Annotated in this window: 18 protein-coding genes; 12 read left to right on the forward strand and 6 right to left on the reverse strand. The window is 61.3% G+C overall.

Annotated features, from left to right (window positions below):
* Positions 1-30 precede the first annotated feature (30 nt).
* Together J5278_RS17655 and treY are read left to right on the forward strand one after the other, a co-directional pair.
* A complete protein-coding gene (locus J5278_RS17655; protein WP_111216298.1) occupies positions 31-504 on the forward strand; it encodes a Crp/Fnr family transcriptional regulator in 474 nt (157 codons plus the stop codon).
* A 202-nt stretch (positions 505-706) separates the two neighbouring features.
* Positions 707-3355, forward strand: a complete 2649-nt coding sequence (gene treY, locus J5278_RS17660; protein ID WP_209229136.1) for a malto-oligosyltrehalose synthase — start codon at positions 707-709, stop codon at positions 3353-3355.
* 21 nt (positions 3356-3376) lie between these two features.
* Here the strand turns inward: treY and J5278_RS17665 are convergent, their stop codons facing one another.
* Positions 3377-4519 (reverse strand): fumarylacetoacetate hydrolase family protein, encoded by a 1143-nt coding sequence (locus tag J5278_RS17665; protein WP_209182582.1) that lies wholly within the window; start codon positions 4517-4519, stop codon positions 3377-3379.
* Between the two features lie 264 nt (positions 4520-4783).
* On the opposite strand from J5278_RS17665, the gene bcsN reads away from it, so the two are divergent.
* The 5 genes from bcsN to J5278_RS17690 all read left to right on the forward strand — a co-directional run bounded on the left by bcsN (position 4784) and on the right by J5278_RS17690 (position 13778).
* Positions 4784-5704 (forward strand): cellulose biosynthesis protein BcsN, encoded by a 921-nt coding sequence (gene bcsN, locus J5278_RS17670; RefSeq protein WP_209182581.1) that lies wholly within the window; start codon positions 4784-4786, stop codon positions 5702-5704.
* Between the two features lie 130 nt (positions 5705-5834).
* The gene (bcsA, locus tag J5278_RS17675) at positions 5835-8027 is read left to right on the forward strand and encodes a UDP-forming cellulose synthase catalytic subunit (protein WP_111216292.1); all 2193 of its coding nucleotides are present in this window, start codon (positions 5835-5837) and stop codon (positions 8025-8027) included.
* Positions 8024-10441, forward strand: a complete 2418-nt coding sequence (locus J5278_RS17680) for a cellulose biosynthesis cyclic di-GMP-binding regulatory protein BcsB (RefSeq protein ID WP_209182580.1) — start codon at positions 8024-8026, stop codon at positions 10439-10441. The genes bcsA and J5278_RS17680 overlap by 4 nt, the downstream gene beginning before the upstream one ends.
* On the forward strand, positions 10438-11490 hold the full coding sequence (locus J5278_RS17685; protein WP_209182579.1) for a glycosyl hydrolase family 8: 1053 nt from the start codon (positions 10438-10440) through the stop codon (positions 11488-11490). Before J5278_RS17680 ends, J5278_RS17685 begins: the two co-directional genes overlap by 4 nt.
* On the forward strand, positions 11487-13778 hold the full coding sequence (locus J5278_RS17690; protein ID WP_209182578.1) for a tetratricopeptide repeat protein: 2292 nt from the start codon (positions 11487-11489) through the stop codon (positions 13776-13778). Before J5278_RS17685 ends, J5278_RS17690 begins: the two co-directional genes overlap by 4 nt.
* 27 nt (positions 13779-13805) lie before the next feature.
* On the opposite strand, the gene J5278_RS17695 is transcribed toward J5278_RS17690, so the two are convergent.
* The 3 genes from J5278_RS17695 to J5278_RS17705 form a co-directional block, all read right to left on the reverse strand.
* Positions 13806-14615 (reverse strand): phosphate/phosphite/phosphonate ABC transporter substrate-binding protein, encoded by an 810-nt coding sequence (locus J5278_RS17695; protein WP_209182577.1) that lies wholly within the window; start codon positions 14613-14615, stop codon positions 13806-13808.
* A gap of 104 nt (positions 14616-14719) precedes the next feature.
* Positions 14720-15823 (reverse strand): mannitol dehydrogenase family protein, encoded by a 1104-nt coding sequence (locus J5278_RS17700; protein ID WP_209182576.1) that lies wholly within the window; start codon positions 15821-15823, stop codon positions 14720-14722.
* On the reverse strand, positions 15820-16728 hold the full coding sequence (locus J5278_RS17705; protein ID WP_209182575.1) for a GntR family transcriptional regulator: 909 nt from the start codon (positions 16726-16728) through the stop codon (positions 15820-15822). The genes J5278_RS17700 and J5278_RS17705 overlap by 4 nt, the downstream gene beginning before the upstream one ends.
* A gap of 225 nt (positions 16729-16953) precedes the next feature.
* On the opposite strand from J5278_RS17705, the gene J5278_RS17710 reads away from it, so the two are divergent.
* The 5 genes from J5278_RS17710 to J5278_RS17730 all read left to right on the forward strand — a co-directional run bounded on the left by J5278_RS17710 (position 16954) and on the right by J5278_RS17730 (position 23472).
* Positions 16954-18459: a UxaA family hydrolase gene (locus J5278_RS17710; RefSeq protein ID WP_161990927.1), complete on the forward strand. Its 1506-nt coding sequence runs from the start codon at positions 16954-16956 to the stop codon at positions 18457-18459.
* Between the two features lie 33 nt (positions 18460-18492).
* A complete protein-coding gene (locus tag J5278_RS17715) occupies positions 18493-19512 on the forward strand; it encodes an aldo/keto reductase (protein WP_209182573.1) in 1020 nt (339 codons plus the stop codon).
* A 307-nt stretch (positions 19513-19819) separates the two neighbouring features.
* Complete coding sequence (locus J5278_RS17720) at positions 19820-20800, forward strand: ABC transporter substrate-binding protein (RefSeq protein ID WP_209182572.1); 981 nt, start codon at positions 19820-19822, stop codon at positions 20798-20800.
* 120 nt (positions 20801-20920) lie between these two features.
* Positions 20921-22474 carry a sugar ABC transporter ATP-binding protein gene (locus J5278_RS17725; protein ID WP_142823778.1) on the forward strand — a complete coding sequence of 518 codons (1554 nt, stop codon included), beginning with the start codon at positions 20921-20923 and terminating at the stop codon, positions 22472-22474.
* 26 nt (positions 22475-22500) lie between these two features.
* Positions 22501-23472, forward strand: coding sequence for an ABC transporter permease (locus tag J5278_RS17730; RefSeq protein ID WP_142823777.1), 972 nt, complete (start codon positions 22501-22503; stop codon positions 23470-23472).
* A 20-nt stretch (positions 23473-23492) separates the two neighbouring features.
* On the opposite strand, the gene J5278_RS17735 is transcribed toward J5278_RS17730, so the two are convergent.
* Together J5278_RS17735 and J5278_RS17740 are read right to left on the reverse strand one after the other, a co-directional pair.
* Positions 23493-24824 carry an O-antigen ligase gene (locus tag J5278_RS17735; protein WP_209182571.1) on the reverse strand — a complete coding sequence of 444 codons (1332 nt, stop codon included), beginning with the start codon at positions 24822-24824 and terminating at the stop codon, positions 23493-23495.
* Positions 24821-25768, reverse strand: coding sequence for a glycoside hydrolase family 16 protein (locus tag J5278_RS17740; protein ID WP_209182570.1), 948 nt, complete (start codon positions 25766-25768; stop codon positions 24821-24823). The genes J5278_RS17735 and J5278_RS17740 overlap by 4 nt, the downstream gene beginning before the upstream one ends.
* Positions 25769-25784 lie beyond the last annotated feature (16 nt).

The raw sequence follows: 25784 nt of genomic DNA on the forward strand, positions 1-25784 counted from the left end.
TGGCGGCGGTGATCCCGGGGTTGAACGCGCATGCTGTTAAGAGATGAAGTCGAAATGTTGCGGCGAGTGCCGATTTTCGCACGCATTGCGCCGGCGAAGCTGAAACTGCTTGCCTTCACCTCCGATCGTGTCAGCTACCGTGCTGGCCAAATACTTTTCCACCAGGGCGATCTTGGCGACGCTGCCTATGTCGTGCTGGCAGGAACCGCCGATATCCTGGTCGATACGCCGACCGGTGAGATCAAGGTCGCCGATGTCGATGTCAATTCGATTGTCGGAGAAATCGCCATCCTCTGCGACGTCTCCCGTACTGCGACCGTCAAGGCCACCTCGAATGTCGAGGCACTGCGGATCAGCAAAGAGCACTTCCTCAAGCTGCTCTCCGACTTCCCCGAAATGGCCGTGGATATCATGAGGGTGCTAGCCGACCGCCTCAACCACACCACCGCAGAACTGACTGCTGCGCGCAGCCAGCCGGCATTGCAACCGGCACCGACCCACTAGACCGAGGCGCCTGCGCCACCCCGCATCGTCAGTGGACGGAACTTATTTTGCTTCCGCAAGTTTGCAGGTCGAGGCTTCACCGAGAGGCTAAGGGCATTGCGTTGCCGGTTAATTCGTTTCCATGCGGCCTGAAATTGGCTCCTGGGAGCGTAACTTGCTGACCACGCTACCCGACGGCCTTCCCACTCTGCCAGGTATCCCCATGACTTTGCCCAATTCTACCTACCGCATCCAGTTTCGCGACGGCATGACTTTCGACCATGCCCGGAAAATGGTTCCTTACCTTCGCCAATTGGGCATCAGTCACCTCTACGCGTCACCGATCTTCACCGCGACCAAGGGTTCCACCCACGGCTACGACGTCACCGACACCAACGAGATCGATCCCGCGATTGGCGGCCGCGAGGGGTTCGACAAGTTGTCGGAGGCACTTCGGGAAGCCGACATCGGCCTGCTGGTCGACATCGTTCCAAACCATATGGCCGCCTCGCTGGAAAATTCGTGGTGGCGCAGCGTCGTCGAGTGGGGTGAGGAAAGCCCCTTCAGCCAGCATTTCGACATCGACTGGAGCCGAAAGCTGACGTTGCCTATCCTCGGAAAGCCGCTGCAGGATGCGTTGGGGGCAGGCGAACTGAAGCTGACGATGGACGCGGATGCCGGCACGCTCACTGTTGCTTACTACGAGCAGCGGCTGCCACTGTCGCCGAGCACCTATGCCGCCGTGCTGTCGCGACTTGATCTCCCGGTCGTCGCTGCAATGTGCACTCTGGCGTCTGATGCAGATCCACGGCGGGAGACGGAATTTCACCAAAGCATGCGCGACATGCTCTCTGGCGAGGCGGCAGACATAAACAAGGCGCTCGAGCAAAAGTTCAGCGACCCGGCTTCGCTTCAGGCCGTGCTGGATGAGCAGCCCTGGCGGCTGATCTATTGGAAGGACGCACCGCGCGAGCTCAGCTATCGTCGCTTTTTCGAGGTGACTGGCCTTGTAGGCTTGCGCGTCGAAGACCCGGCTGTTTTCGACGATGCACATCGATTGACACTCGAACTGGTGCGCAGCGGTGCAGTCGATGGACTGCGGCTGGATCATATCGACGGGCTGGCAGATCCGGCCGGCTATCTCGAGCGTCTGCGGAGTGCCGTCGGTGAGGATACCTATATCGTCGTCGAGAAAATCCTCGCCGAAGGAGAGACGCTGCCGGAGGCGTGGCCGATCTCCGGAACCACAGGCTATGAATTTATCACCACCTTGCCCGACGTTCTGGGGAACACGTCTGGAATGAAGGCAATCACCGAGACCTATCGGGAAATTGCCGATGGTGAGCCGGAATTTGCCGAGGGCGCGCTGGCTGTCAAGGCGATGCTTGCCCGGAAAAACTTCGCTGTTGAAACCAACAATTTGCTGAAGCTGCCTCTGAGTGTCGGAACGATCAATGGCGACGTGCCCGAGCAAGCGGCACTGGAACAGGCGCTGGTGTCTCTGCTTGTCGCCTGCCCGGTGTATCGGACCTACGGGACGGATGGCGCCCTCGACGCGGCCGATGGCGCGATGTGGAGGACTATCGTGGAAACTGCGGGCGGCTCATCCGAAAAGCCGGACCACGCCGCGTTGTCCTTCGTCGACAAGGTATTTCAAGGCAATGTGCCACCGGAGGCCAAGGCGGATGCGCTCGAATTCCGACGGCGCTTCCAGCAATTGACGGGGCCTTTGACGGCGAAGTCTATCGAAGACACGATGTTCTATCGATATAACCGCCTGATCGGCCTGAACGAGGTCGGCGGCGAACCTGCCGCCAGTGAATTTGCACTCGAGCGCTTCCACAATGAGATGGCCAAGCGGATGGAGACGCAGCCGGCCGGCCTCTCCGCAACATCGACACATGACACGAAACGCGGCGAGGACGGGCGGGCGAGGCTTTATGCGCTTACCGAAGCGCCGGAGGCATGGCTGGATGGCGTGGAGCGCTGGCGCAAGATCAATGCCGCCACCGGCGCTTCCCTGCCGGGTGGCGCCGCGCCGGAACCACGGCTCGAATGGATGCTCTATCAGGCACTCGCCGGTGCCTGGCCGGCCGACCTCGCGCTCGAAGCGCCTGCTCCGGCCGACTTGCCCGACCGTTTCCTTGCCTATGTCGAGAAAGCGCTGCGCGAGGCCAAGCAGCGCACCAACTGGGGCGAGGAGGATGGTGCCTACGAGGACGCCGTAAAGGCTTTCGCGGCCAATCTGCTTGCAAGCGACAATGCGGCTTTTCTGCAGGACTTCCGCAAGACGCTGCAGCCGTTCGTGCGGGCGGGCCTGTTTAACGGCCTGACACAGACGCTCATCAAGCTGGCAGCTCCAGGCATACCCGACATTTACCAGGGCGCAGAGCAACTGGATCTCAGCCTCGTCGACCCCGACAATCGCCGCCTGCCGGACTTTGCACGCCTGGGTGAGGACCTGGCCGTGCCCCTCCAGATACGCGATGAGAGCGCGCTTGCCCGGGGACTCTTCAAGCAGCGCCTCGTCCAGAAGGGCCTTGCGCTCCGCAACGCAGAGCCAACGCTGTTTGCTAAAGGCGATTATCAGCCATTGGCCGTCACCGGTGAACGCGCCGCCAACGCCATCGCATTCCTGCGCAGCCACGAGAACAAAATGGTCGTCGCCATTGCTCCTCGGCTTGTTTTCGGACTGGGCGAAAGCGAATGGCCGTGCGGCGATTACTGGCGAGACAGTGCGATCGCCTTGCCCGAGCGCGCTGTCGGCAGAGTGCGAAATGTCATCGACGGTACGGTCCACGAGACAGGCCAGCCGCTGAAACTGGCAGCTCTGCTGGCCACTTCACCAGTGGCGCTGCTCGTCTCCGAGTAGCCGCAGCGAGCGAGCGGCTTCCTAAAGCAGGCCCCTCGACGCCAGATTGCGCATGAGTTTTGTAATGCCTGAAGTCCAGGGCGGGCAATCGGTCGACAGCATGACGCGGTTACGCAGTGCGCCCAGCTTGTCGTTCGAAATCGTCACGACATCGCCGATCTTGTGGGTAAAGCCCTGCCCCGGCACGTCGCGGTCCTCGACCGGCGCGAAAAGCGTCCCCATGAACAGCACCATTCCGTCGGGATACTGGTGATGCCGCCCGATTGTCTGGGAGACAAGATCGAGCGGATCACGGCTGATCTCCTTCATCGAACTCTTGCCGTGCAGCACGTAGCCGTCCTCTCCCTCGATTGTGAGATCGAGGTCGGCATTGCGGACGTCGTCGATGGAATAAGTATCGTCGAACAGCCGGATGAACGGCCCGATCGAGCAGGAAGCATTGTTGTCCTTGGCCTTGCCGAGCAGCAGGGCAGAGCGGCCCTCGACGTCACGCAGGTTGACGTCGTTACCGAGCGTTGCGCCCTTGACGCGCCCCTGGCTATCGACGACCAGCACGATTTCCGGCTCTGGGTTGTTCCATTTGGAAATGGGGTGCAAGCCGACATCGGCACCGTGACCGACGGAGGAGAGCACCTGCGCCTTGGAGAAGACCTCGGCATCCGGGCCGATGCCGACTTCCAGATATTGCGACCAGACGCCATCCTCGATCAGCGCCGCCTTGACCTTTGCGGCCTCCGGCGATCCCGCCTTCAGATTGCGAAGGCTGTCGCCGATGATGGACGTGATGCGGCCGCGAATGCTGTTCGCTAGATCCGGATTACCGGCAGCGCGCTCCTCGATTACCCTCTCCAGCATCGAGCGCGCGAACGTGACGCCGCAAGCTTTGACGGCCTGCAGGTCGATCGGCGCCAGCAAGCTGTGGGGCGATTTGGCGTCCGCCGAAAACAGCGCCTCGAGGCTGCCGACAGCTTCGCCCACCTGCGTGCTTAGAAAAGCGACGGGATCGTCCATTTCCAGAAGGGCGGAGACGGTCGGAATATCTCGTGACGTGACGTCGTAGACAGTGCCGTCGCGGATAACGACAACGGATGGACCGTCCTTGGCCGCATCCCAGATGCGCCCGATGAAGCTTCCCGCTTCGAACATGCCGATATCGCCTGCCATTTTGCCGTCTCCTGCCCTGATTTTTCTGAATGGCGCGCTGCACTCCCGGGCATCACGCAATCTCGAGGGCATGTTCTTCATCCACGCTGGCTTGTCAATTGTCGCCGGAAAGGCACGCGTGGCAGAAGATTTCATTCGCGACGGGGCCCTTCAGCGCACCCACCAATACCCGCAAAACGATGTTCATGTTGCTTATGTAGCGCATTTGGCTATTTCATGCGCATGGTCCCTCGTTCTCTGATTCGGCATGTCGCGCCGTCACGCATGACAAAAGGTGTCTATGGCGCGCTGTGGCTCACGGCGGCGCTGGCGATATCCGGCTGCGCGTCGAAGGATGGGATCCGGGTTCCCGGTCCCGCGGAGACGGTGACGAGCGACAAGGCTTTCGCGCTGCCACCTCCGGGCGGTCCCTCGATCGTCAATGTCGTGCAGCACTCCTACAACAACGCCGTCCAGCAGGACATCTACCTCTTTACCTCAGCCGCAACCTCGGGGCAGAACGATCTGCAGGTGACGTTCTTCGGGCCGGTCGGTCTCGACTACGACAACCGCAAGGGCCTCGGCTATGCCTCGATCCGCGACAGCACGGTCGACAGGGATATGCGTCGTGCGTTGCCTGGCGTGGCGATGGTTCGGTCCGGCATCTACGTCCAGAACAACTACGGACCGTTCGGCTATGCCACGGGCAAAAGTGCACAAGGCGACACCTGCCTCTATGCCTGGCAGCAGGTGCGCTCCAGCGACAATGCTCGTGGTGCTTTTCAGAATCGCGGTACCGTGCAGGTCCGGCTGCGACTCTGCGACACCCATGCAACCGCCGAGCAACTGCTTCGTGTCATGTATGGCTACACCATCACAGGCACTTTCCCGGCACCCGGCTGGAACCCGTATGACAGCGCTCCACCGGTCGATCCGACGCTTGGCCGCACCGGCAACCCCATCTACCCGGTGGTATCGCCTACGAGCGCCGGCCAGTTGCCAGCCGCTTTCCAATTGCCGGCGACGTCACCTGGCATCCCACCGCAAAGCCCGCGCAGCGTAGAACCGCGCGCAGCACCGCGTCCGGTCGCGCAACAGCAGGCACCCGCGCCGGCGCCCAGGGGGCCGGTCGTTCCGTCGCCGATCGGCGACGACAAAAGCAGCACGACAGCGGCTCCGGCGGTCATTGTGCCTGCTCCTAACTAAGGTCTTGCGATTACATCGATCAAGAGACGAGTAGCATGAACGGTTTGTCAACCATCCGGTGTCACGGTGCTTGGTGTCGTCGCCATGATCGCGTCGTGCTTAAGTGTTGACTTGAGGTAAAGGAATAACCATGCGCAAAGCCGCCAGTATCCTGATCTGGATGATCGTCGCGGTATGCGTAATTACCCTCATCACCCTGCCGATCAGCCTCCAGACGCAATTGATCGTCAGCGTCACGGTGGTCATCATCATGGCGCTGATCAAGCTGTTCAAGGGCGAGGGAAAATGGCGCCTCGTAGCGCTCGCCTTCGGAAGCTCGATCATCCTGCGCTACGTGTTCTGGCGGACGACCAGCACCTTGCCGCCAATCAATCAGCCTGAAAACTTCATTCCGGGCTTCCTCGTCTATCTCGCCGAAATGTACAGCGTGATGATGGGCGCGCTCAGCCTGTTTGTCGTTGCCATGCCGTTGCCGCCACGACCGTCTCGTGCCGCCACCGAAGGCAAGTTTCCGCATGTCGATGTCTTCGTGCCGACCTATAACGAGGATGCGGCGCTGCTCGGCAATACGCTGGCGGCGGCCAAGGCGATGGACTATCCACCCGAGAAGGTCACCGTCTGGCTGCTTGACGACGGTAGTACACTGCAGAAGCGCAATGCCAACAACATATTAGATGCGCAAGCCGCCTCCCTCCGCCACATCCAGCTTCAGGAACTGTGCGAGCAACTCAGCGTTCGCTACATGACCCGCGATCGCAACGAGCATGCCAAGGCCGGCAATCTCAACAACGGCATGCAGCACTCGACGGGCGAGCTCATCGCCGTCTTCGATGCCGATCACGCGCCGGCACGTGATTTCCTGCTCGAAACCGTTGGCTACTTCGACGACGATCCGAAGCTCTTCCTGTGCCAGACACCGCATTTCTTTCTTAACCCTGACCCGATCGAGCGCAATCTGCAGACGTTCGACCATATGCCGAGCGAGAACGAGATGTTCTACGGCATTATCCAGCGCGGTCTCGATAAGTGGAATGCCTCGTTTTTCTGCGGCTCCGCTGCCGTCCTCAGGCGCAAGGCGCTGGCTGAAACCAACGGGTTCAGTGGCGTCAGCATCACCGAAGACTGCGAAACGGCGATCGAGCTGCACTCGCGAGGCTGGAACAGCATCTATGTCGACAAGCCGCTGATCGCGGGCCTCCAGCCGGCGACCTTTGCCAGCTTCATCGGTCAGCGCAGCCGCTGGGCGCAGGGCATGATGCAGATCCTGCGTTTCCGCTTCCCGCTCTTCAAGCGCGGGCTCTCCCTGCCGCAGCGGCTTTGCTACATGTCGTCGACGCTGTTCTGGCTCTTCCCGTTCCCACGGACGATGTTCCTGTTCGCGCCGCTGTTCTATCTTTTCTTCAATCTCGAGATCTTCACCTCGTCGGGCGGCGAGTTCCTGGCCTATTCGCTCGCCTACATGGTCGTGAACATGATGATGCAGAACTATCTCTACGGCTCGTTCCGCTGGCCTTGGATCTCAGAGCTTTATGAATATGTGCAGACGGTGCATCTGCTGCCGGCGGTGATCTCGGTCATCCTCAATCCGCGCAAGCCGACATTCAAGGTGACGGCCAAGGACGAATCCATTGCCGTCGCGCGCCTTTCCGAAATCAGCCGACCGTTCTTCGTCATCTTTGGGGTTCTGCTGGTAGCTTTCGGAATGGCGATCTACCGCCTTTACGCCGAGCCCTACAAGGCAGACGTGACGCTGGTCGTTGCCGGCTGGACCTTGCTCAACCTGATCATGGCCGGCTGCGCTCTCGGCGTTGTCTCCGAGCGCGGCGAGCGGTCTTCGTCGCGGCGGGTGCGTGTTAACCGACGGTGCGAATTCGGCGTCGACGGGCGCTGGTATCCGGCTTCTATCGAGGACGTATCCGTTCATGGTGCGAGGCTGCACGTCTTCAGCAAGACCTTCGATCCGCTGGGAGTGGACACTCGCGCGACGATCAAGTTCAGGCCCTACAGCGGCGCCCAGGAAGAGACATTGATCGTCACCGTGCGCAACACCCAGCCTAGCGGCGAAATCACGGCGATCGGCTGCCTCTACAATCCACAAAGCGCGCTGGATCACCGCCTGATCGCGGATCTGATCTTTGCAAACTCAGACCAGTGGACGCAATTCCAGCTCTCCCGTCGCCGCAATCCCGGGCTGATCAGGGGAACGATCTGGTTTCTCGGTGTATCGGCCTACCAGACGAGCCGCGGGCTTGTGTATTTCTTCCGCAGTTTCAGAGGCAAGCCCGAGGAGCAGATCCAGCCAGTGAAGGCGGGCGCACAATGAGGCCGGGTCGTATCGCGGTCGTAGCCGCGCTCGCTACAACATGGCTCGCGCCATTTGCCCTCGCGCAGACGACGCCCTTCGACATGACGCCTGAGCGGCCGAAGGGTGCAGCACCCGCGAGCCCATCGGTTCAGCCGGCACCTGCCGCGCAGCCGGCCATACCGCCCTTTACACCGGTGCCGACCGCCGCAAAGCCACCACCCGTGCCGGCCGCCGCGGCCCCGCAAAAAAGCGCAGGTACTCCGGTTGGCAAGCCTGTCACGACAGAGCGCTTCAGGCGCTTCCTCGTCCCGGCTTCGGATCTTGGCCTGAACGGCGAAATCGACAAGAAGACGTGGTCGATCTATCTGACGCCGGCGCAAGCGGCCGCTCCGGTCAAGCTCAACCTCGCCTATCAGAACGCTATCGTCGTCGCGCCCGAAGCGTCTCAACTGACTGTTCTCATCAACAGCCGTTCGGTCGGATCGACGCCCATACATTCTTCCGAAAAGCCGGAAGAGCTCAGCTTCGACGTGCCGCCCGGGCTGTTGCAGGCAGGCTCCAACCTGGTGAGCTTCGAGACGCAACAGCGCCACCGGACGGACTGCAGCATCTCCTCGACCTACGAACTCTGGACGGATATCGACCCGAGCCGCACTTATCTGAGTTTTGGCGGTACGGAAGCCGCGCGGCTGGTGAGCACCGATGGTGTCCGCGCGGTGGGCGTCGACGAAAAGGGCGCGACTGAATTCGACTTCGTCGTGCCTGGGCTTGCCCAGCCTGGCACCACGAAACCGCTCATGCGACTGGCGCAGGGCCTTTCGGTACTGAGCGGCATGCCCAACCAGTCCTTCAACTTCCAGACCGCCGGCCTGCCAGCCTTGGCACCGGGCAAGCTCACTGTTCTTGTCGGGACGGCAAGCGAACTGCAGCCACTCTTTCCGTCACTGCCACCGGCGGCACAAGTGGCCCCTGTGGCAACGTTCGTCAACGATCCCCGTAGCGGCGGACCGGTTCTGCTGGTCACGGGTCCTTCGTGGCAATCGATAGACACCGCCATCGACAGCCTGGTCACATCCACTGACCGGGCAGTAGACAACCGCCGCGACGTGCTGGCGACGCAGCGATGGCAGGCACCCGATGTGCCACTGATTTTCAGCAATACTGTCCTGCCGTTTTCGCAGCTTGGCGTCTCCACGACACAATTTACCGGACGCCGATTCCGGACAGATTTCGGGATCGGCGTACCGGCCGATTTCTATGCCAACGCCTACGGCGAGGCGACCATACTGCTTGACGCTGCCTATTCTCCCGACGTCTTGCCCGGCAGCCATATCGACGTATTCGTCAACGGAAGCGTTGCTTCGACCGTGCCGATCACCAACAAGGGCGGTGGCATTTTCCGGCACCTGCCGATCCGTGTTACGCTCCGACACTTCAAGCCCGGGCTGAACCACGTTGCGGTGGAGGCCGCCCTTCTGACGAGCGCCGACGCCGCCTGCGCTCCGGGCTCGAACGCATCGGCAACGCCCCATTTCGCGCTGTTCGATACATCCGAATTCCGCATGCCTGACTTCGCCCGCGTCGGCCAACGTCCCAATCTCGCGGCAACCGGCGGCACCGGCTACCCCTACGGCCTTATCGAGAATGTTCTCCCGGTCTATCTCGACCGGGTGGACGCCGATACGCTGTCCGCATCGGCGACCTTCCTCGCGAGGCTGGCCCTGATGGCTGGCCGACCCATTCCCATCGAGGTCGCAACCTCGCCCGCCGGGATCGGCGATCGCAACGCGCTGTTCATTGGCCCCATTTCGCAGATCCCGCCGACAGCACTCACGCAATTGAACATTGCGCCGGCAAGCCAGGTCAGCTGGAGACCGAATACGGCTGGAAAGCCGGCAGATGTGGATACCGGCGCAACATTCGAGCAATGGCGGTCCATGGTCAGTGGCGGAAGTTGGACCGGGCAGATCTCCGCGTTCGAGGAATGGATGCGGCGCAATTTCGATATTTCCTTCAGCTCCCTGCGGTTCGCACCGAGTGCCGAGGCAACGTTCATGCCGAGCAACGCTGCGACAATCATGGTCGCGCAGGGCGCCAGCCCGGACGGCAACGGAACCTGGACCATCGTCACGTCACCAACGGCTGGCGACCTCAGATCCGGCCTGACGGCTCTGTCCGCAGAAGACACGTGGCCGGAGCTTTCCGGTCGCATCACGACTTATGCGGCAGGAACCAAGAAAATCGAGACGGTGCCGGTCGCACGGTTTGCCTTTGTGCCGACGCAGGATTTCTCCTTCTCCAACTACCGGCTCGTTGCCGCCAACTGGCTGTCGACCAACATCCTCTCCTACGCCTTGCTCTTTGCAGCCCTGACGATGCTGATGGGACTTGCGACTGCCGCGCTTCTATCCAATCTTGGACGGCGCCGATGACTTTGAGGCAGGTCACCGCCTGCGTCATCGGAGTGCTGTTCTTCTTTGTCTGCGAAAACCCGGCCGGAGCACAGGAGCCGATGATACAGACGCAGTCCTGGCAGGCGTACAAGGCGAAGTTTCTAGATCCCTCCGGCCGCATCGTGGACGACGGAAACGGCGGGATCAGCCACAGCGAGGGACAAGGCTACGGACTGCTGCTCGCCTATCTCTCCGAAAGCCCCGCCGATTTCGAGCAGATCTGGTATTTCACGCGAACCGAACTGCTGATCCGCGATGACGGGCTCGCCGCCTGGAGCTGGAGCCCCGACAAGACCCCGCATGTCGACGACATCAACGATGCCACCGATGGCGACCTCTTGATTGCCTACGCCTTGGCGCGCGCTGGCGCGGCCTGGGGCCGGGCAGACTATACGCAGGCGGCAACGAAGATTGCGGCGACGCTGCTCGACAAGGCTATCGTTGAAAGCGGCGGCCGGACATTGCTGCTGCCGGGCGTCTCAGGCTTTGCGGCGGCCGACCGTGCAGATGGACCGGTGATCAACCCGTCCTATTGGATCTTTGAGGCCTTCCCGGTGATGAATTCACTGCTGCCATCGCCGAAGTGGCAGCAGCTTTCCGATGATGGCCACGTTCTGATATCTCAGATGCAGTTCGGAAAAGAAAAACTTCCGGCAGATTGGGTCAGCCTGAAGAGGCAGGCAAAGCCCGCTGAAGGCTTCGTTCCGGAGTTCGGCTACAACGCAATCCGGATTCCGCTCTACCTGATGCGCGGCGGCATCGACGACAGGGATCTGCTGGGTCGGCTGCAGTCTGGAATGAGCGCTGCCGACGGCTCCATCCGGCTCATCGACCTCAGCAACGACAGCGTCAAGACGACGCTGGACGACCCCGGTTATCAGATTATTAACCATATTATGGCCTGTATGCTTGCGGGGACGAAACTCCCAGCGTCGGCCAAATCATTTGTTCCGACTTTGTATTTCCCGTCCACGCTCCACTTGCTGGGGCTTGCCTTTGTTACGGAAAAGCATCCGGAGTGCCTATGAGACCGTCCCTAGTCCTTTTGTCGGCGACGCTCATCATGACGGTGGGCATAGCCGCACTCAAGGACCGCTCGCAGATAGCCGACAGGGTGTCAGACCTGTTGGGCACCAACACGCCTGGTGAGATACCCCAGCTGATGCGCATGGGGCGTATCAGCGGCCCTGACTTCCATCCCTTCGACAGGCAGACGACGGAGCCGGGCCTGGCGCGCGATGTGGATACGGCACCGGCCGTGGACCTCGCCCAGAATATGGCAGCTCCCGACGCGACGACGCCGGCTACTGCCGCCGACCAGCCTGCCGCGGTTTCTCAGACAGCACCTCCGCCATCCAGCCCACCTGCCGCTGCCCAACCGGCCGTCGACGAGAGCGCCCTACGGTATTTTGCCAGCCGCGGCGACAAGGCGCGGCTGCAGGCCGAAATCTCCAGGCTGCAGGCCCTCTATCCGACATGGACCCCGCCGACCGATCCGCTGGCCGTGCCCCAGAACCAGGACAAGCAGCTGGAATCGATGTGGCAGCTCTATTCGGAGGCTCGTTATGCGGAAGTGCGCAAGGCAATCTCCGACCGTCAGGCCGCCGAGCCCGGCTGGCAGCCACCTACGGACCTTACCGAGCGCTTGAATGTCGCGGAGGCACGCACCCGCCTCATCAACGCTTCAGATCTGAAGCAATACGAGACCGTTGTCAGCGTGGCCTCAGAAACTCCGAGCTTGCTGACCTGCAGCGAAGTCGACGTGCTGTGGCGGGTGGCGGATGCCTTCGGTCACACCGACCGCCTGACCCGTGCGCGCGACGCTTACATGTACGTCATGAAAAACTGCACCAATGCTGCCGAGCGGCTGGCGACGATCCAGAAAGCCTCGGCGCTGCTGCCCTACAGCACCATGCAGGACCTGATGGCGCAGGAAAAGCCCATGGCCGACGGGACGCGGGAGTTCGAGAGCATCCGCGACGATCTCGCCCGCCGTTTCGTGGCCGAGGCCAATGCCGACCCCAAACTCGTGATTGCCCCCGAATATCTGAGCCGCCTCGAGCGCCTGAGCGAGACGCAAGGACTGGCGTCCGACGCGCTGCTGCTCGGCTGGTACAACTATCCGCGCGGCGACCTGACGAACGCGGAAAAGTGGTTTCGTCTTGCGCGCACCAAGGAGGACACCGCGTCGGCATCGCAGGGGCTTGCCCTGACCCTCATTGCCCGCAAGTCTCCGGAGGAGGCCGAGGAGGTCATGTTCAAGTGGCGTGACGACTCCAAGGACGCAAATGCCACCTACCTCGCGGCGGCGGCGAACCTCTTGGCAATCGACCCCCCGGTTATCCTCAAGGTCGACGTCCTACAGCGGATCGCTGGTGCGGTCCTCAAGGCCCGCGATGTGCCCAGCGCACAGCAGTTCGGCTGGTATGCGCGCGGCCTCAACCAGCCGCAGACGGCGGCACAGTGGTTCCGGACGGCGCTCGGGTGGAAGGCAGACGATGAGCCTTCAGCCTACGGCCTGACCATCACCCTTGCCCAATTGAACGACAAGGCCGGCGTCACGGATATCCAGCGTCAGTGGGCCGGGCGATCCGAGCGGATCGCCACGCTCCGCGACACCGGTGCAGCCCCGCGGCAGGCCCGTGTCGATGGTGGCGAGACGCAGGCGATCGAAGCTGCACCCCAGGGCACCCGACGGCAGCCACCGGCACCGGTTCGCGAGACAAGCTATCTCTCGTCTGCTCCACGACAGGAGGCTCAGGTCGTAAGGGTACGGGAAGCCCGTAGGCCTGCCAGCGCCGGCTGCACGACGACCATCGATCCCGCCATGCTATCGCCAGAGGCCGCACTCCCCCGCGCCTGGTGCCTGATGAGCAAGAAGCGGCCGGTCGAGGCCGCCGCAACTTTTGAAATTGCGCTGCGGAGCCCGTTGCCGAAGGATCGCCAGGACGCTGCTTATGGCCAGAGCCTCGCCTATCTGCAGCTCAATCTCGCCAGCAACGCCGCAGTCTCGGCAATCAAGGCGCCACAGAGCCGCGAGCGGGCGCTGAGCCTGCAAGTCGCAATCCTCACCAAACGCGCCTCGTCCGCCTACGACGAAAAACGGTATCGCGAGGCAATTCTGTATCTCGACCAGCTCAACCAGATCCAGCCCGAACAGATCGGCCTGATGGTGCTGCGCGGCTACGCCTACCTGAACCTCAAGCGCTATTCCGATGCCATCCGCATCTTCGAGGCTGCAGCCGCCACCGGCGACCGTGATGCCATCACCGGCCTGACCAATGCCCGAAACGAACAGGCGCATCCCTCGAACTGATCGTCGTCGGGTGAGACCTACTCGAGATCAGGCGATGACGGGATAGCCGAGAGACACGGCATCGCGTGCCAGTTCGGCGAGACGCTGGTAGGCGCTTTCGGGCAGGACCTCGAAACGTCGAAGCGACAGGACTTCCCTGACTTCAACGAGTTCCGTTGCCAAAGCGACCTCATCCAGAACGAGCCTGATTGCCGCTATCTCGTCGTCCGTCGTCCTGACCGACGTGATCAAAGGCAGGCCGGGGCCCTCCGGGGTCTCGGCAAGGATGCGTACATTGGCAAGCCGATCCGGATCGAAGCGGAGCGTGTTGCCGAAGGTAACGCAGTCGATAGCGGCCACGTCGGCCTTGCCGGAGGCGACGGCTTCGATGCTGGCGAGGTGGCCACCGGTCTCTATCACCGAGCCGAAAAATCTGCCGTCTCGCGCAAGCGGTGCGATAGCTGCGCGAAAAAGATTGCTGCCGGAGTTCGAGCCGGGCTCGTTGATGGCCGCCGTCAATCCGCGCAGATCTTCGAGGCCCGTGGCAGGACTAGTTCCGGCGACGATGATCTTGCTGCGGTTGAGAGGCCCGTTGCAGCCCGGCAGATCATAAACGGGGGTTGCGAGCAAGCGAACACGATCAAGCAGCTTCGTCACGAAGGGGAAGCCGCAGGTCTGCGCCAACAGCAGGTCTGGACGTAGCCACGCCTGATCGTAGACCACAAGCCTGCCCAGATCGTCCGGGACACCATCGAGCCCTAGCTGGCGCAACCGATTTCGGAGATAAGCCCATAGTGCGTCGTTGGCAGCAGCAACCGGGGCTGGCGTGGTGTACATGGCTAGGCTTGCAAGGCGCATGGTGCATCGATCCGACGGCTTCAGGAGCGAATGTGATACACGCCGTTCGAAGCCCTTGACCAGAGGAAACCGTTGCCGGCCACCCTGGACACGCCGGGAAGCAGCTACGCTTCGGCGTTGGAGCGGATGATGGCTTGCAATGTCGGCGCGGTGATGCCCGACCACTCCACGAAACCCTGGAAACGTCGCCGAATTTTTTCGCCATGGTTCTGGGCGATGTCGGAAAGCTTGTGGTCGAGAAACGGATTGTCGAAGCGTTGCAATGTCGCGGCCACATAGGCCTCCGCCTCGGCCTGCATCTTCCTTCGTGCAAAACCCGGAACGACTTCAGTGTCGTAGAGCGACAGGAGGGCGCCTCGGGTTGCCGGATCGCCGAGCATTTCGCGCACGGTCATCGCTTCCGTGCGACCCTGCTCGATCCAGCGATTGGCAAGATAGGTATGGCCGAGGTTGAGGATGAAGAGTTTGAGTTTCTCGTAGGGCTCGATGTCATCGGCCACGACGATATCCGGATGGATGCAGGGCAAGGCCTGCCCCGGCATCCTTTGTATCGCCCAGAGAGCATAGGGCTCGGCAACCGCGCCGGCCGGCGCCAGCGGTTCGGAGACGATACGGTCGACCAGCGTGTTGCAGAAGATCACTTTCGTCGAGAGCCACGCATTGAAGGTGTCGTCCGCATACCAGCTGGAGGCAAGGCCGGTCACAATGGCTCGCAGTGCCTCTCCATTCCTGCTGATCAGCTCGCAAGGCAGGATTGTCAGACCTGCCCGCCCTGACCCGAACCGACGATGCAGCAAAACCGTCAGTTTTCCGGGGAAGGACACCGGCAGATCCGCCGGGAGCGTCGCGGGCTCCAGGGAAATATCGTATCCCCGGTCTGCGGTGTTGCAGAGGACCAGTTGGACTTGCTCGACAAACACGCGCTCGACCTCTGCCCAATCTGCAGATGCGGAGAGTGCCCGCCTGACGCTGGTCACCTGCTGTACGCGGTCCACCGGGCGGCCGTCTTCAATGCCACGGATATGGACAGGAAAGCCGCTTTCGACGGCGAGCCCCTTGAGGCGCTCGGCGCGCTCGCTTGCACCTGTCGTCTGCACGACGGTAATGGGCCCGAGGGCTTCGCCTTTCTCCATCGCCTCGCTGACGAAGAGATCGGCATGGGCCTGGAGAAAGCGGCTGGTGCCGAACTGCATTATGGGGGTCTTCACTTTGGGTTTCCTTCCTCGCTCGGGGCCTGCGGTATCGATTGCAGCAATGTCTGCCGGGCAGACCTCAGGTGATGACGGCAAGCCTCATCGATACGACCGATGTCGCGCGATTGCAGGGCGTCGATATAGGCCAGGTGCTCGGCGATCGCCCTGGCATTCCGCTGCCGGGCCTGTGCCTTGTTCCACTGGTAGTGGTAGTGGAAAACGATGGCGATGACGTCGTAGAAATCGGCGATGAAACGGTTGTTCGAGGCGCGCTGGATCAGCAGGTGAAATTTCTCGTCGAGTTGTGAAAAGTTACGATATCGTTCGTCGAAGTCGGCAAGCAACTCGTCGTGCTCCTTGCGGATGGCGGCAAGGCTTGCCCAGGCCGGATGATCGGCCGGCAGCCGCCCGAACTCCGCTGCCGAGTGCAGCTCGAACATTTCGCGGACGTCAGCCAGTTCCAACGCGAACTCGCGCGTAAAACCCTTCAGCGTCCAATGGCTGTTGGGGCGTTTCTCTATCAAGCCGAATCGCGAGAAGCGAATGAGGAACTCGCGCACGCTGGTCGTGCCGGTGCCTATTTCGCGGGCGAGTTCCAGCTCGTTGATCTGCATGCCCGGCTGGGCCTCGTCCGATAATATGCGCAGCATGAAGCTGCGCTCGATGATGTCGTGCAGCGAATTGGTTTCCTGCTCGGGAAACAGGTCGGCTGCCACAGGCGGCCGGAGCACTGTCTTCTCGCGCTTGTTCCACTGGATGATCCCGACATCGCTTAGCCGCAGGAGAATTGCGCGCGCGGTGCTGCGACTGATGCCGAGCTGGGCCGCGATATCAGGCTCGGACGGCAAGGCTGCATGCGGGACAAGCGTCGCCGCATAGCGATTGAACGCCTCCTTGAACACTGTATTTTGTCTGGCCATGCCGACCCCCTGCTGCCTGCACGACCCCGCGCAACCCGGCCACCTCTTAAGGCGGCAAAGCTTGCGTGGCCAGTGTAGCGCGCCTTTTCACAAGCGCTTGTTGTTGGCGCATTCTCCCTCGTCAGCGGCGATATTCCCCGTTGACTTCAAAATGTTTATTGTAGATAAAAAACAAAATCAATGCGCGATTGCCAATGCAGCAGGCGCCTGGACAGGGAGACGAAGTTGAACAACCAGCCTTGGATCATCTTGTCCAACGGTGACAACGTCGCCGTTGCGACTGCACCGATCGCAGCCGGAACTGCGTTTAGCGGACTGCTGACGACGCGCGAAAAGATCGACCCAGGCCACAAGTTCGCGCTGAAGGATCTTGGCTTGGGCGAAGCTGTGGTCAAATATGGACAGGCGATCGGCCGCACGACGGCAGAGATCAAGGCCGGCGATCATGTGCACAGCCATAACCTCCATTTCGAGAACGACCGGCTTTCCGTGACGGCAGCAGCCGCGCCGGAGCCGGCCACCGAGGCTGAAAAGGCCCGGACGTTCCAGGGCTATCGTCGCGCCGACGGACGCGCGGCAACGCGGAACTATATCGGTATCCTTGCCAGCGTAAACTGTTCCACCACGGTCTGCCGCGCCATCGCAGAAGAGGCAAACCGGACGCTGCTGCCGCACTATGATGGTATCGACGGGTTCGTACCGATCGTCCACGATCAGGGCTGCGGAATGAGCTCGACCGGCGATGGCATGCATATCCTGCACCGGACACTGGCCGGCTACGCGCGTCACGTCAATTTCGGTGGCGTGCTGATGATCGGGCTTGGATGCGAGGTCAATCAGCTGACGCTCTACGGTCAGAGCGGTGCCGGTGCCAGCAAGCGTCATTTCAACATTCAGGATGCCGGTGGTTCGCGCCGTGCCGTCAATCTTGCCATGGGCGTGCTCAAGGAAATCTGCGAGGAAGTGGGCACCGCTCGCCGCGAGCCGATCTCCGTCAGCGAGATCATCATCGGCCTGCAGTGCGGCGGCTCGGACGGCTTTTCCGGCATCACCGCCAATCCTGCACTGGGGGCTGCGGCAGATATCCTGGCTGCTGCCGGCGGCACCGCCATTCTGTCGGAAACCTCGGAAATCTACGGCGCAGAACACCTGCTGCGCAGCCGGGCGGTGAGCGAAGAGGTCGCTGCCAAGCTCGATGCCAAGATCACATGGTGGGAAAAGTATGTCGCCTTGCACGGCGCATCGCTCGATAACAATCCGTCGCCCGGCAACAAGCGCGGCGGCCTGACGACTATCCTCGAAAAGTCGCTTGGCGCCGTCGCCAAGGGTGGCCGGTCACCGCTAACAGACGTGTATGGCTATGCCGAACGGGTCACCGGACGCGGCTTGGTGTTCATGGATACGCCCGGTTACGACCCCGTATCGGCAACCGGACAGGTTGCCGGTGGCGCCAACATGATCGCGTTTACCACTGGACGTGGCAGCTGCTTCGGATCGCGACCTGCTCCGTCATTCAAACTGTCCAGCAACTCCGCGCTCTACAAGGCGATGGAAGAGGACATGGATATCGACTGCGGCACGATTGCCACCGGCGAGACGACCATCGAGGCCAAGGGCCGCGAGATCTTCGAGCTGATCATCGAAACGGCATCGGGCAAGAAAACCAAGAGCGAAGCCTTCGGCTATGGCGACAACGAGTTTGTGCCTTGGCATTTGGGTGCGACGCTTTAAGACTGAAGATCTGCAATCGTCTGAGGAGAGATGATGAACAGGAGGAAAATCGGCAGGACGGCGCTCGAAGTCACCGAAATCAGTTTCGGTGCCGCGGCGCTCGGCGGTCTGTACCGCACCTGCCCACGCGATCAGGCTATGGAGACATTGCAGGCGGCATGGGATAGCGGCATCCGCTATTTCGACGTCGCACCGTGGTATGGCCTCGGCCTTGCCGAGCGCTATGTCGGGGATTTCCTGCGCGACAAGCCGGATGGCAGCTACGTATTGTCGACCAAGGTCGGCCGATTGCTCCGGCCGGTGCCGACCGGGACGGTCCCCGACTACAGCTATGTTGACCCGCTCTCCTTCGATGCCGACTACGACTATTCCTACGACGGCATCATGCGCTCGGTCGACTTCAGCTATGCACGCCTCGGCCTCAACCATATGGACATCCTCTACGTCCACGATATCGGCGCCTACACCCACGGGCGGGCAGCGAACGAACATTACCTCGGACAGTTGCTCGGCTCCGGACTGAAGGCGCTGGAGCAGCTGAAATCTTCGGGCGCCATCTCTGCCTACGGTCTCGGCGTCAACGAAGTTCCGGTCTGCCTCGACGTCATGCGCGCCGCCCCGCTCGACTGCATTCTTCTGGCCGGACGCTACACGCTGCTTGATCGCTCGGCGGTAGCAGAACTGATGCCGCTTTGCCGGGCAGCGCAAACCTCGCTTGTCATCGGCGGAGTGTTCAACTCCGGCATCCTGGCAACAGGACCGGTTGCCGGTGCAAATTTCGACTATATGCCGGCAACGGAAGAGGTGCTCGAGAAGGTCGCTGCGATGGAAGCCATAGCCTCGAAAAGCGGGGTTCCTCTGGCGGCACCGGCGCTGCAGTTTCCGCTGCAAGACCCGCTTGTTGCCTCGGTGCTGATCGGCACGGGAAAGGCTGCAAGTCTGTATCGCAACATGGAAAACTTCGCGCAGCCGGTTCCGGAAAGCGTCTATCCGCAATTTGAGCCCTACGTGCTGGTAGCACCACCTTTGGGAGAAGATGCTGTGCGCGTCTAACGCTGCACGGATTACCGGGCCGAAAGCGCCGCAACCGCTATTTGGAACATATATTCCATCTTGACACCTTTGTGGAATTTATGTTTCGTTGAGACAACTGGCCGTGGGGAGACGGCCTTGGAGAGGGAGGGGAAGCCACGGACGCCGTCCGTTTTTCAAAACAATTCGAGCCACCATTGGCTGATACGCCAGACGCGGGCTCCCTTTCGCGCCGAACAATCAAGAGACTATCGACAAAGGTCGTCCGCATGCGTTCAGCGGCACGATTTATCTGGAGGAGAACGCACCTGAGAGGAGAACTCACATCATGAAATCCATTCTTTCCCGCCGTGCATTTGCCGCCCTGGCCGGCGCTGCCGTCCTTGCCACAGCGATACCTGTCACGTCCTTCGCCGCCGAAGTGACGATCCCGATCATCGTCAAGGACACCACGTCTTTCTACTGGCAGATCGTGCTCGCCGGCGCCCGCAAGGCCGGCAAGGACCTCGGCGTCAAGGTGCCGGAACTCGGCGCCCAGGCTGAGACAGACGTCAACGGCCAGATCAGCATCCTGGAAAATGCCGTTGCCGGCAAACCGGCTGCAATCGTGATCTCGCCCACTGAATCCAAGGCACTCGGCAAGCCCGTCGATGAAGCCGCCAAGTCGGTTCCGATCATCGGTATCGATTCCGGTGCCGACTCCAAGGCGTTCAAGTCGTTCCTGACGACAGACAACACCCAGGGCGGCCGCATTGCTGCCGACGGTCTTGCCGCTGCCATCAAAGGCATGACCGGCAAGGAAGAAGGCGACGTCGTCATCATCACCAACACACCTGGTGCTGGCTCTCTCGAGCAGCGCCGCGCGGGCTTCCTGGATGAAATCAAGACCAAGTATCCGGGCCTCAAGGTTGTTGCTGACAAGTATGCCGACGGTCAGGCGACCACCGGTCTCAACATCATGACCGACCTGATCACGTCTAACCCGAAGATCGTTGGCGTCTTCGCCTCCAACCTGATCATGGCGCAGGGCGTCGGCCAGGCAATCGCTGAAAACAAGCTCGGCGACAAGGTCAAGGTCATCGGCTTCGACAGCGACGACAAGACGATCGGCTTCCTCAAGGACGGCGCCATTGCAGGCCTCGTCGTTCAGGACCCCTACCGGATGGGCTATGACGGCATCAAGACCGCACTCGCCGTCTCCAAGGGTGAAAAGGTCCCCGCTACGGTCGACACAGGTGCCAACCTCGTCACCAAGGCAAACATGAGCGATCCGAAGATCGATGCGCTCCTGAACCCGAAGCTGAAGTAACAGCCATCGCCGGAGGCCGTGCGGACACCCGCGCGGCCTTTCCACCCAAAGACAAACCGACTTTGAAGAAATGCGAAAGCGCTTTTGAAAGGCGTTTGATGCAGTGGAGAGGATAGGCCCATGGCCGGATTGGAAGAGGTCAGTCATCGCCACGATGACAACGCCGCCCTCAAGGAAGCAAACCGTGTTCCGCCGGGATCACCCATTCTCGAACTGAAGGCGCTTCAAAAGAATTACGGCTCGGTCCAGGCCCTGAAGCCTGCGACGCTGACATTCCTCGCCGGCGAAATCCACGCCATCGTCGGTGAAAACGGCGCCGGCAAATCGACGCTCATCAAGCTTCTGACCGGCGTCATCGGCAGGACGTCGGGCGAAATCGTGTGGTGCGGACATCCAGTCGCGCTGGCGACGCCGAACGAGGCGATAGAGCGTGGCATCAATGCCGTCCATCAGGAAGTCGTGTTGTGCCAGCATCTTTCCGTTGCAGCCAACCTGTTTCTCGGCGACGAGGTCAGTCGCTTCGGCGTGATGCGCAAGAAGCAGATGGAGACAATGGCGCAGACGGTGCTGAACGACCTCGGCTTCGGACTGCCCGCCGCAGCGCCGCTGAATTCACTGACGATCGGCCAGCAACAGCTCGTTGCCACGGCGCGCGCGGCGATGCGTGGCACGCAATTCCTGATCTTCGACGAACCTACCGCCTATCTGACGCGGCAGGAATCGGCCCAGCTTTTCAAGCTCATCCGCCGCTTGCAGGCCGAGGGCGTCACCATCGTCTATATCAGCCATCGCATGGAAGAGGTGTTCGAGCTGGCCGACCGCGTATCGGTACTGCGCGACGGGACCCACGTCGGCACGCGCCTGATCGGCGAGACGAACGACGAAGAGCTGATCACCATGATGATCAACCGCTCCATCGAGCAGATCTACCACAAGGAAGAGATCCCGATCGGCGAGACGATCCTAGACGTTCGTGGCCTGTCCGGGCCGGGCTTCAAGGATGTTTCGCTGACAGTCAAGGAGGGCCAGATCGTCGGCCTCTACGGGCTGATCGGCGCTGGCCGCAGTGAATTCGTACTCGGCCTCTATGGCCGCGAGAAGACAACTGCCGGTGAAATCCACTGGAAGGGCAGCAAGGTCGACATCAAGAACGAGCGGAGCGCCATGGCGCTCGGCATTGCGCTTGCCCCAGAGAGCCGGCGCGACCAGGGCCTGTGCCTCAATCTGCCGATTGGCCTCAACATCAACCTGCCGGTGTTCCAGCGCCTGAGCATGGGGCCTGTCATCAACCGCAGCAAGGAGGCTGCCAATGCCGACAAGCAGATCCGCGACCTCAGCATCAAGACGCCTACCCGGCGCGTGCCCGCCGCCAGCATGTCGGGCGGCAACCAGCAAAAGGTGGTGATCGGCAAATGGCTGAGCCACGGTGCCAAGCTCTTCATCTTCGACGAACCGACCGTCGGCGTCGATGTCGGCACCAAAGCGGAAATCTACCGGCTGTTCGCGACGCTTCTGAAACAGGGAGCGGGCATCATCCTGATTTCCTCATACCTGCCGGAAGTCTACGAGCTCGCAGACAGGCTGCACGTCTTCCGTAGCGGCCAACTGGTGGCAAGCCATGATTTCCATGCCGCATCGCACGAGGAAGTCCTCGGCGAAGCCATCGGCGCGTGAGACATAAAGATTAAGGGAAGAATTCGATGACAGTCACTCCTACAGAAACCGTAGCGCCCGTCCCCCGCAAGCGGATGAATATGCTCTTCAGCCTGACGCTGATCGGATTGCTATTTTTCCTCTGGCTGGTACTGGCCTTTGCGACTGACAGCTTCTGGACGTCGCTGAATATCAGCAACCTGCTGCGTCAGGGCTCGATGACCGCCATCCTGGCACTCGGCCAGACATTCGTGATCATCACCTCCGGCATCGATCTCTCGGTCGGCGCCATCGTCGGCTTCGCCGGCGTCATCATCGCCTGGCTGTTGCAGGCTGGTTTTCCGGTCTGGGTGTCGATCATCATCACGCTGCTGTTCGGCACGGCGATCGGCGCCTTCCACGGCTTCGGGATCGTCCGCATGGGCTTGCCGCCGTTCATTATCACGCTGGCGACGCTCACTTCGTTGCGCGGCATCGGCCTGCTCATCACCAACGGCTCTTCGATCAACATCACCAACGAAGCCTTCAGCAACTTTGCCCGCGCCGATTTCCTGGGCGTGCCCAGCCTGTTCTGGATGGTCATCATCATGGCCGTGCCGGCCTTTGTCTTCCTGCATCTCAGCCGCTGGGGCCGCTATCTCTTTGCCGTCGGCTCCAATCCGGAGGCGGCACGCCTTTCAGGCGTCAATGTCAGGGGCATGATCTACCTTGCCTACATCCTCTCAGGCACTTTTGCGGCCTTCGTGGGCATTCTGCTTGCCTCGCGTATCGCTATCGGCAATGCCACCCAGGCCGACGGTTGGGAACTGCAGGCCATTGCCTCGAGCGTTATCGGCGGCACCAGCCTGTTTGGAGCCGTGGGTACAGCCTACGGTCCGCTTATCGGCGCCTTCATCCTTGCCACCATCAACAACGGTGCCAACCTGCTCAACCTGAATTCCTTCTGGCAGCGCGTCATCACCGGTTTCCTGATCATCCTGATCGTCTATTTCGACCAGCTGCGCCGGCGTCGGGGTTAATTCCCGGGCCGTCCTGAGACTTAGGGCGCCAGCAGGGCATCCTCGTCGGTCGCGACCTGGGATTGCCGCTGGCGCCGCAACACTGCACGCTCTGCCCGGACCCTGGCGGCAAGCAGCAACGAGAGGAAGAAGCTGTCGAGGCTGGCATTGTATCCGACCCGGCCCTCCACCATACCGCCGACGATGATGAGGAAGGCGCCGATTGCGCAGAGCCGCGCTTCGAACGTCCTCTTCTGGAACGGCAGGACGAAAGCCACGTAAAAGAGCGCGGACACGAATAGAAACAGCCCGACCACGCCGCCGTCGCCAACTACCGCGATGAAAATGTTATGCGGCTGGCGAATGGAGCCAAGCGCGGCCAGTTGGTAGAACAGGTCTTCCGTCACCGGAGACACGGAGGTAAAGGCCCCCGGACCTTGCCCCAGGAACCAGTGGTCCACCACGCGGGCGAGATAGGCCATCCAGATATCCGTTCTTCCCGTCAGCGTGGCATCGCGACCGAATGCGCCGGTAATCGGGACCCAAAGGAAATAGACGCCCACCGCCAGGAGCAGGACCGTGCCGATCAGTGCCGCCGATCCGATAAAGGGCGACAGCCGCGACCTCGACATGGACATCAGCAGCACATAGTAGCCGATGGCGGCAAAGGCGACGGCAAGCGACCCCTTCGAGTCCGAGCCGACCAGGCATATGGCGGCAACCAGAAACAACAGCAGGCTTTTCCAGCGGCCGACGGCCTTCGAGAAGAAAAAGGCGAAGACGGCCGCCCACATGGCAAGGGCGCCGAGATAGTTCTTCTGCTGGAACGCTCCCTTCCAGACGCTGGCGCCGCCGTAGACCTCCGTGCCGGCTTTCGGGATAGCGATGACCAGCACGATCGACAGGATGAGGATCACGGTCAGATAGCGTGACATCACCCGGGCCATGAGGTTGGCAGGCAAAAGCAGGCCGATAATGGTGCCGCTGAGCGCCATCAACAGCCAGAAGATCTCGATGCGAAACGAGTTGATGAACGAGTAGCCATGCACGCCGGATATGAAGCCCATACCGACAAAAGGCAGGAACGGCATCAGTGCCGTGCCGACGGCTTTGTAGGAATGGGAAGTGAAATAATAGAAGATGGCGATGCTGATCGACAACCATACGCCATAGCGGAAGGGCACGCCGAAGGGCTGAACGCCCTCCAGGTCTTCCTGCGTCAGATCCACCCCGCCCCAGTACCAGGCACCGGAGAACTGGATCAGGCAGAGAACGAGCAGCACGACCAGCCCGAGCCTTACCAGCACGGGCAAGTCGCGCTCTTTCATCGAGACCGGTGTGTAGACGTCCTCAGCCATGTAGGCCTGCGTCATTTATTCGCTCCCGGGTGTGGCAACCCGTCGATCTGGTAGGCAGCAATCTTGTCGATCTGGAAGGCGGCAGGCAGCGGCGTTTCTGCATCTGCCACGCCGACCATCTTGCCGCCGATTGCCAGGTTGACGATCATGTACATCGGTATGTCATAGCCGGGTGGTGTTGTCAGGACCTGCACGGGCTTGCGATCGATATACCAGGTGAGGCGATCCGGCTGCCAGAGCACACCGAAGGTATGGAAACCCGTGGTCGCCTGCGCAAAAGGCACACGGCAGCCGGAATGCTGATAGGCGCCGGTACCGCCGGCCTTCCAGTGGGCGGTCATCACCATCTTGTCGGACTGCTGGCCGACAACCTCGAGAATATCCAGCTCAGGCGGCCATTTGTTCTTGTCGGTCGGCAGCAGCCAGAAGGCCGGCCAGAGCCCCTTACCAGCCGGGATCTTGGCGCGCATCTCGAAATAGCCGTAGGTCTGGGAGAACGACTGGCGGGTCGTCAGCACACCCGACGTGAACTGGTAATTGTAGAGCGCCTGCTTGAACTGATCGGGGGTACGGTCGCCTATGATCGAGAGCACGCCGTCCTTGATCTTGAAAGGATTGATACCGACCGGCGTCTGTCCCTGCCCCTTGTAGCCCGGATCGACGTAGATTTCCTGCTCCTTGTTGCCCTGCAACGTGCGCTTTGTCATCCAGCTGTAGTCGCCATCGTAGTGCGGCGTCCATTTCTTGTCGGAAAGGTCCAGCTTGTCGAAATTGTCGAAGAACGTGCGGGTGAGGTGAACGTCCGGCACGTCGCCGGTGGCGGTCGCCGGCTGGCATGTCGCGGTCGCCGGCTTGGAGGAAAGGGGCAAGGTTATCGTCTCCTCCGCGGCCCATGCCTGGGCGCCAAAAGAGACGAAGAGCAAACCGGTGGCGAAAGCTTTCAGAGGGCTGTGGCTCATGGGGTAATCCTCGGTG

The organism is Rhizobium sp. B21/90 (genome assembly GCF_019355815.1).
Lineage (GTDB): Bacteria > Pseudomonadota > Alphaproteobacteria > Rhizobiales > Rhizobiaceae > Rhizobium > Rhizobium rhododendri.

Coding starts and splice junctions, on each gene's coding strand:
- J5278_RS17705 (WP_209182575.1), bottom strand. CDS start 16,728: ATGGCCAGACAAAATACAGTGTTCAAGGAGGCGTTCAATCGCTATGCG.
- J5278_RS17715 (WP_209182573.1), top strand. CDS start 18,493: ATGAACAGGAGGAAAATCGGCAGGACGGCGCTCGAAGTCACCGAAATC.
- J5278_RS17740 (WP_209182570.1), bottom strand. CDS start 25,768: ATGAGCCACAGCCCTCTGAAAGCTTTCGCCACCGGTTTGCTCTTCGTC.
- bcsN (WP_209182581.1), top strand. CDS start 4,784: ATGACAAAAGGTGTCTATGGCGCGCTGTGGCTCACGGCGGCGCTGGCG.
- J5278_RS17695 (WP_209182577.1), bottom strand. CDS start 14,615: ATGCGCCTTGCAAGCCTAGCCATGTACACCACGCCAGCCCCGGTTGCT.
- J5278_RS17685 (WP_209182579.1), top strand. CDS start 10,438: ATGACTTTGAGGCAGGTCACCGCCTGCGTCATCGGAGTGCTGTTCTTC.
- J5278_RS17730 (WP_142823777.1), top strand. CDS start 22,501: ATGACAGTCACTCCTACAGAAACCGTAGCGCCCGTCCCCCGCAAGCGG.
- J5278_RS17655 (WP_111216298.1), top strand. CDS start 31: ATGCTGTTAAGAGATGAAGTCGAAATGTTGCGGCGAGTGCCGATTTTC.
- J5278_RS17680 (WP_209182580.1), top strand. CDS start 8,024: ATGAGGCCGGGTCGTATCGCGGTCGTAGCCGCGCTCGCTACAACATGG.
- J5278_RS17735 (WP_209182571.1), bottom strand. CDS start 24,824: ATGACGCAGGCCTACATGGCTGAGGACGTCTACACACCGGTCTCGATG.
- treY (WP_209229136.1), top strand. CDS start 707: ATGACTTTGCCCAATTCTACCTACCGCATCCAGTTTCGCGACGGCATG.
- J5278_RS17665 (WP_209182582.1), bottom strand. CDS start 4,519: ATGGCAGGCGATATCGGCATGTTCGAAGCGGGAAGCTTCATCGGGCGC.
- J5278_RS17720 (WP_209182572.1), top strand. CDS start 19,820: ATGAAATCCATTCTTTCCCGCCGTGCATTTGCCGCCCTGGCCGGCGCT.
- J5278_RS17725 (WP_142823778.1), top strand. CDS start 20,921: ATGGCCGGATTGGAAGAGGTCAGTCATCGCCACGATGACAACGCCGCC.
- bcsA (WP_111216292.1), top strand. CDS start 5,835: ATGCGCAAAGCCGCCAGTATCCTGATCTGGATGATCGTCGCGGTATGC.
- J5278_RS17690 (WP_209182578.1), top strand. CDS start 11,487: ATGAGACCGTCCCTAGTCCTTTTGTCGGCGACGCTCATCATGACGGTG.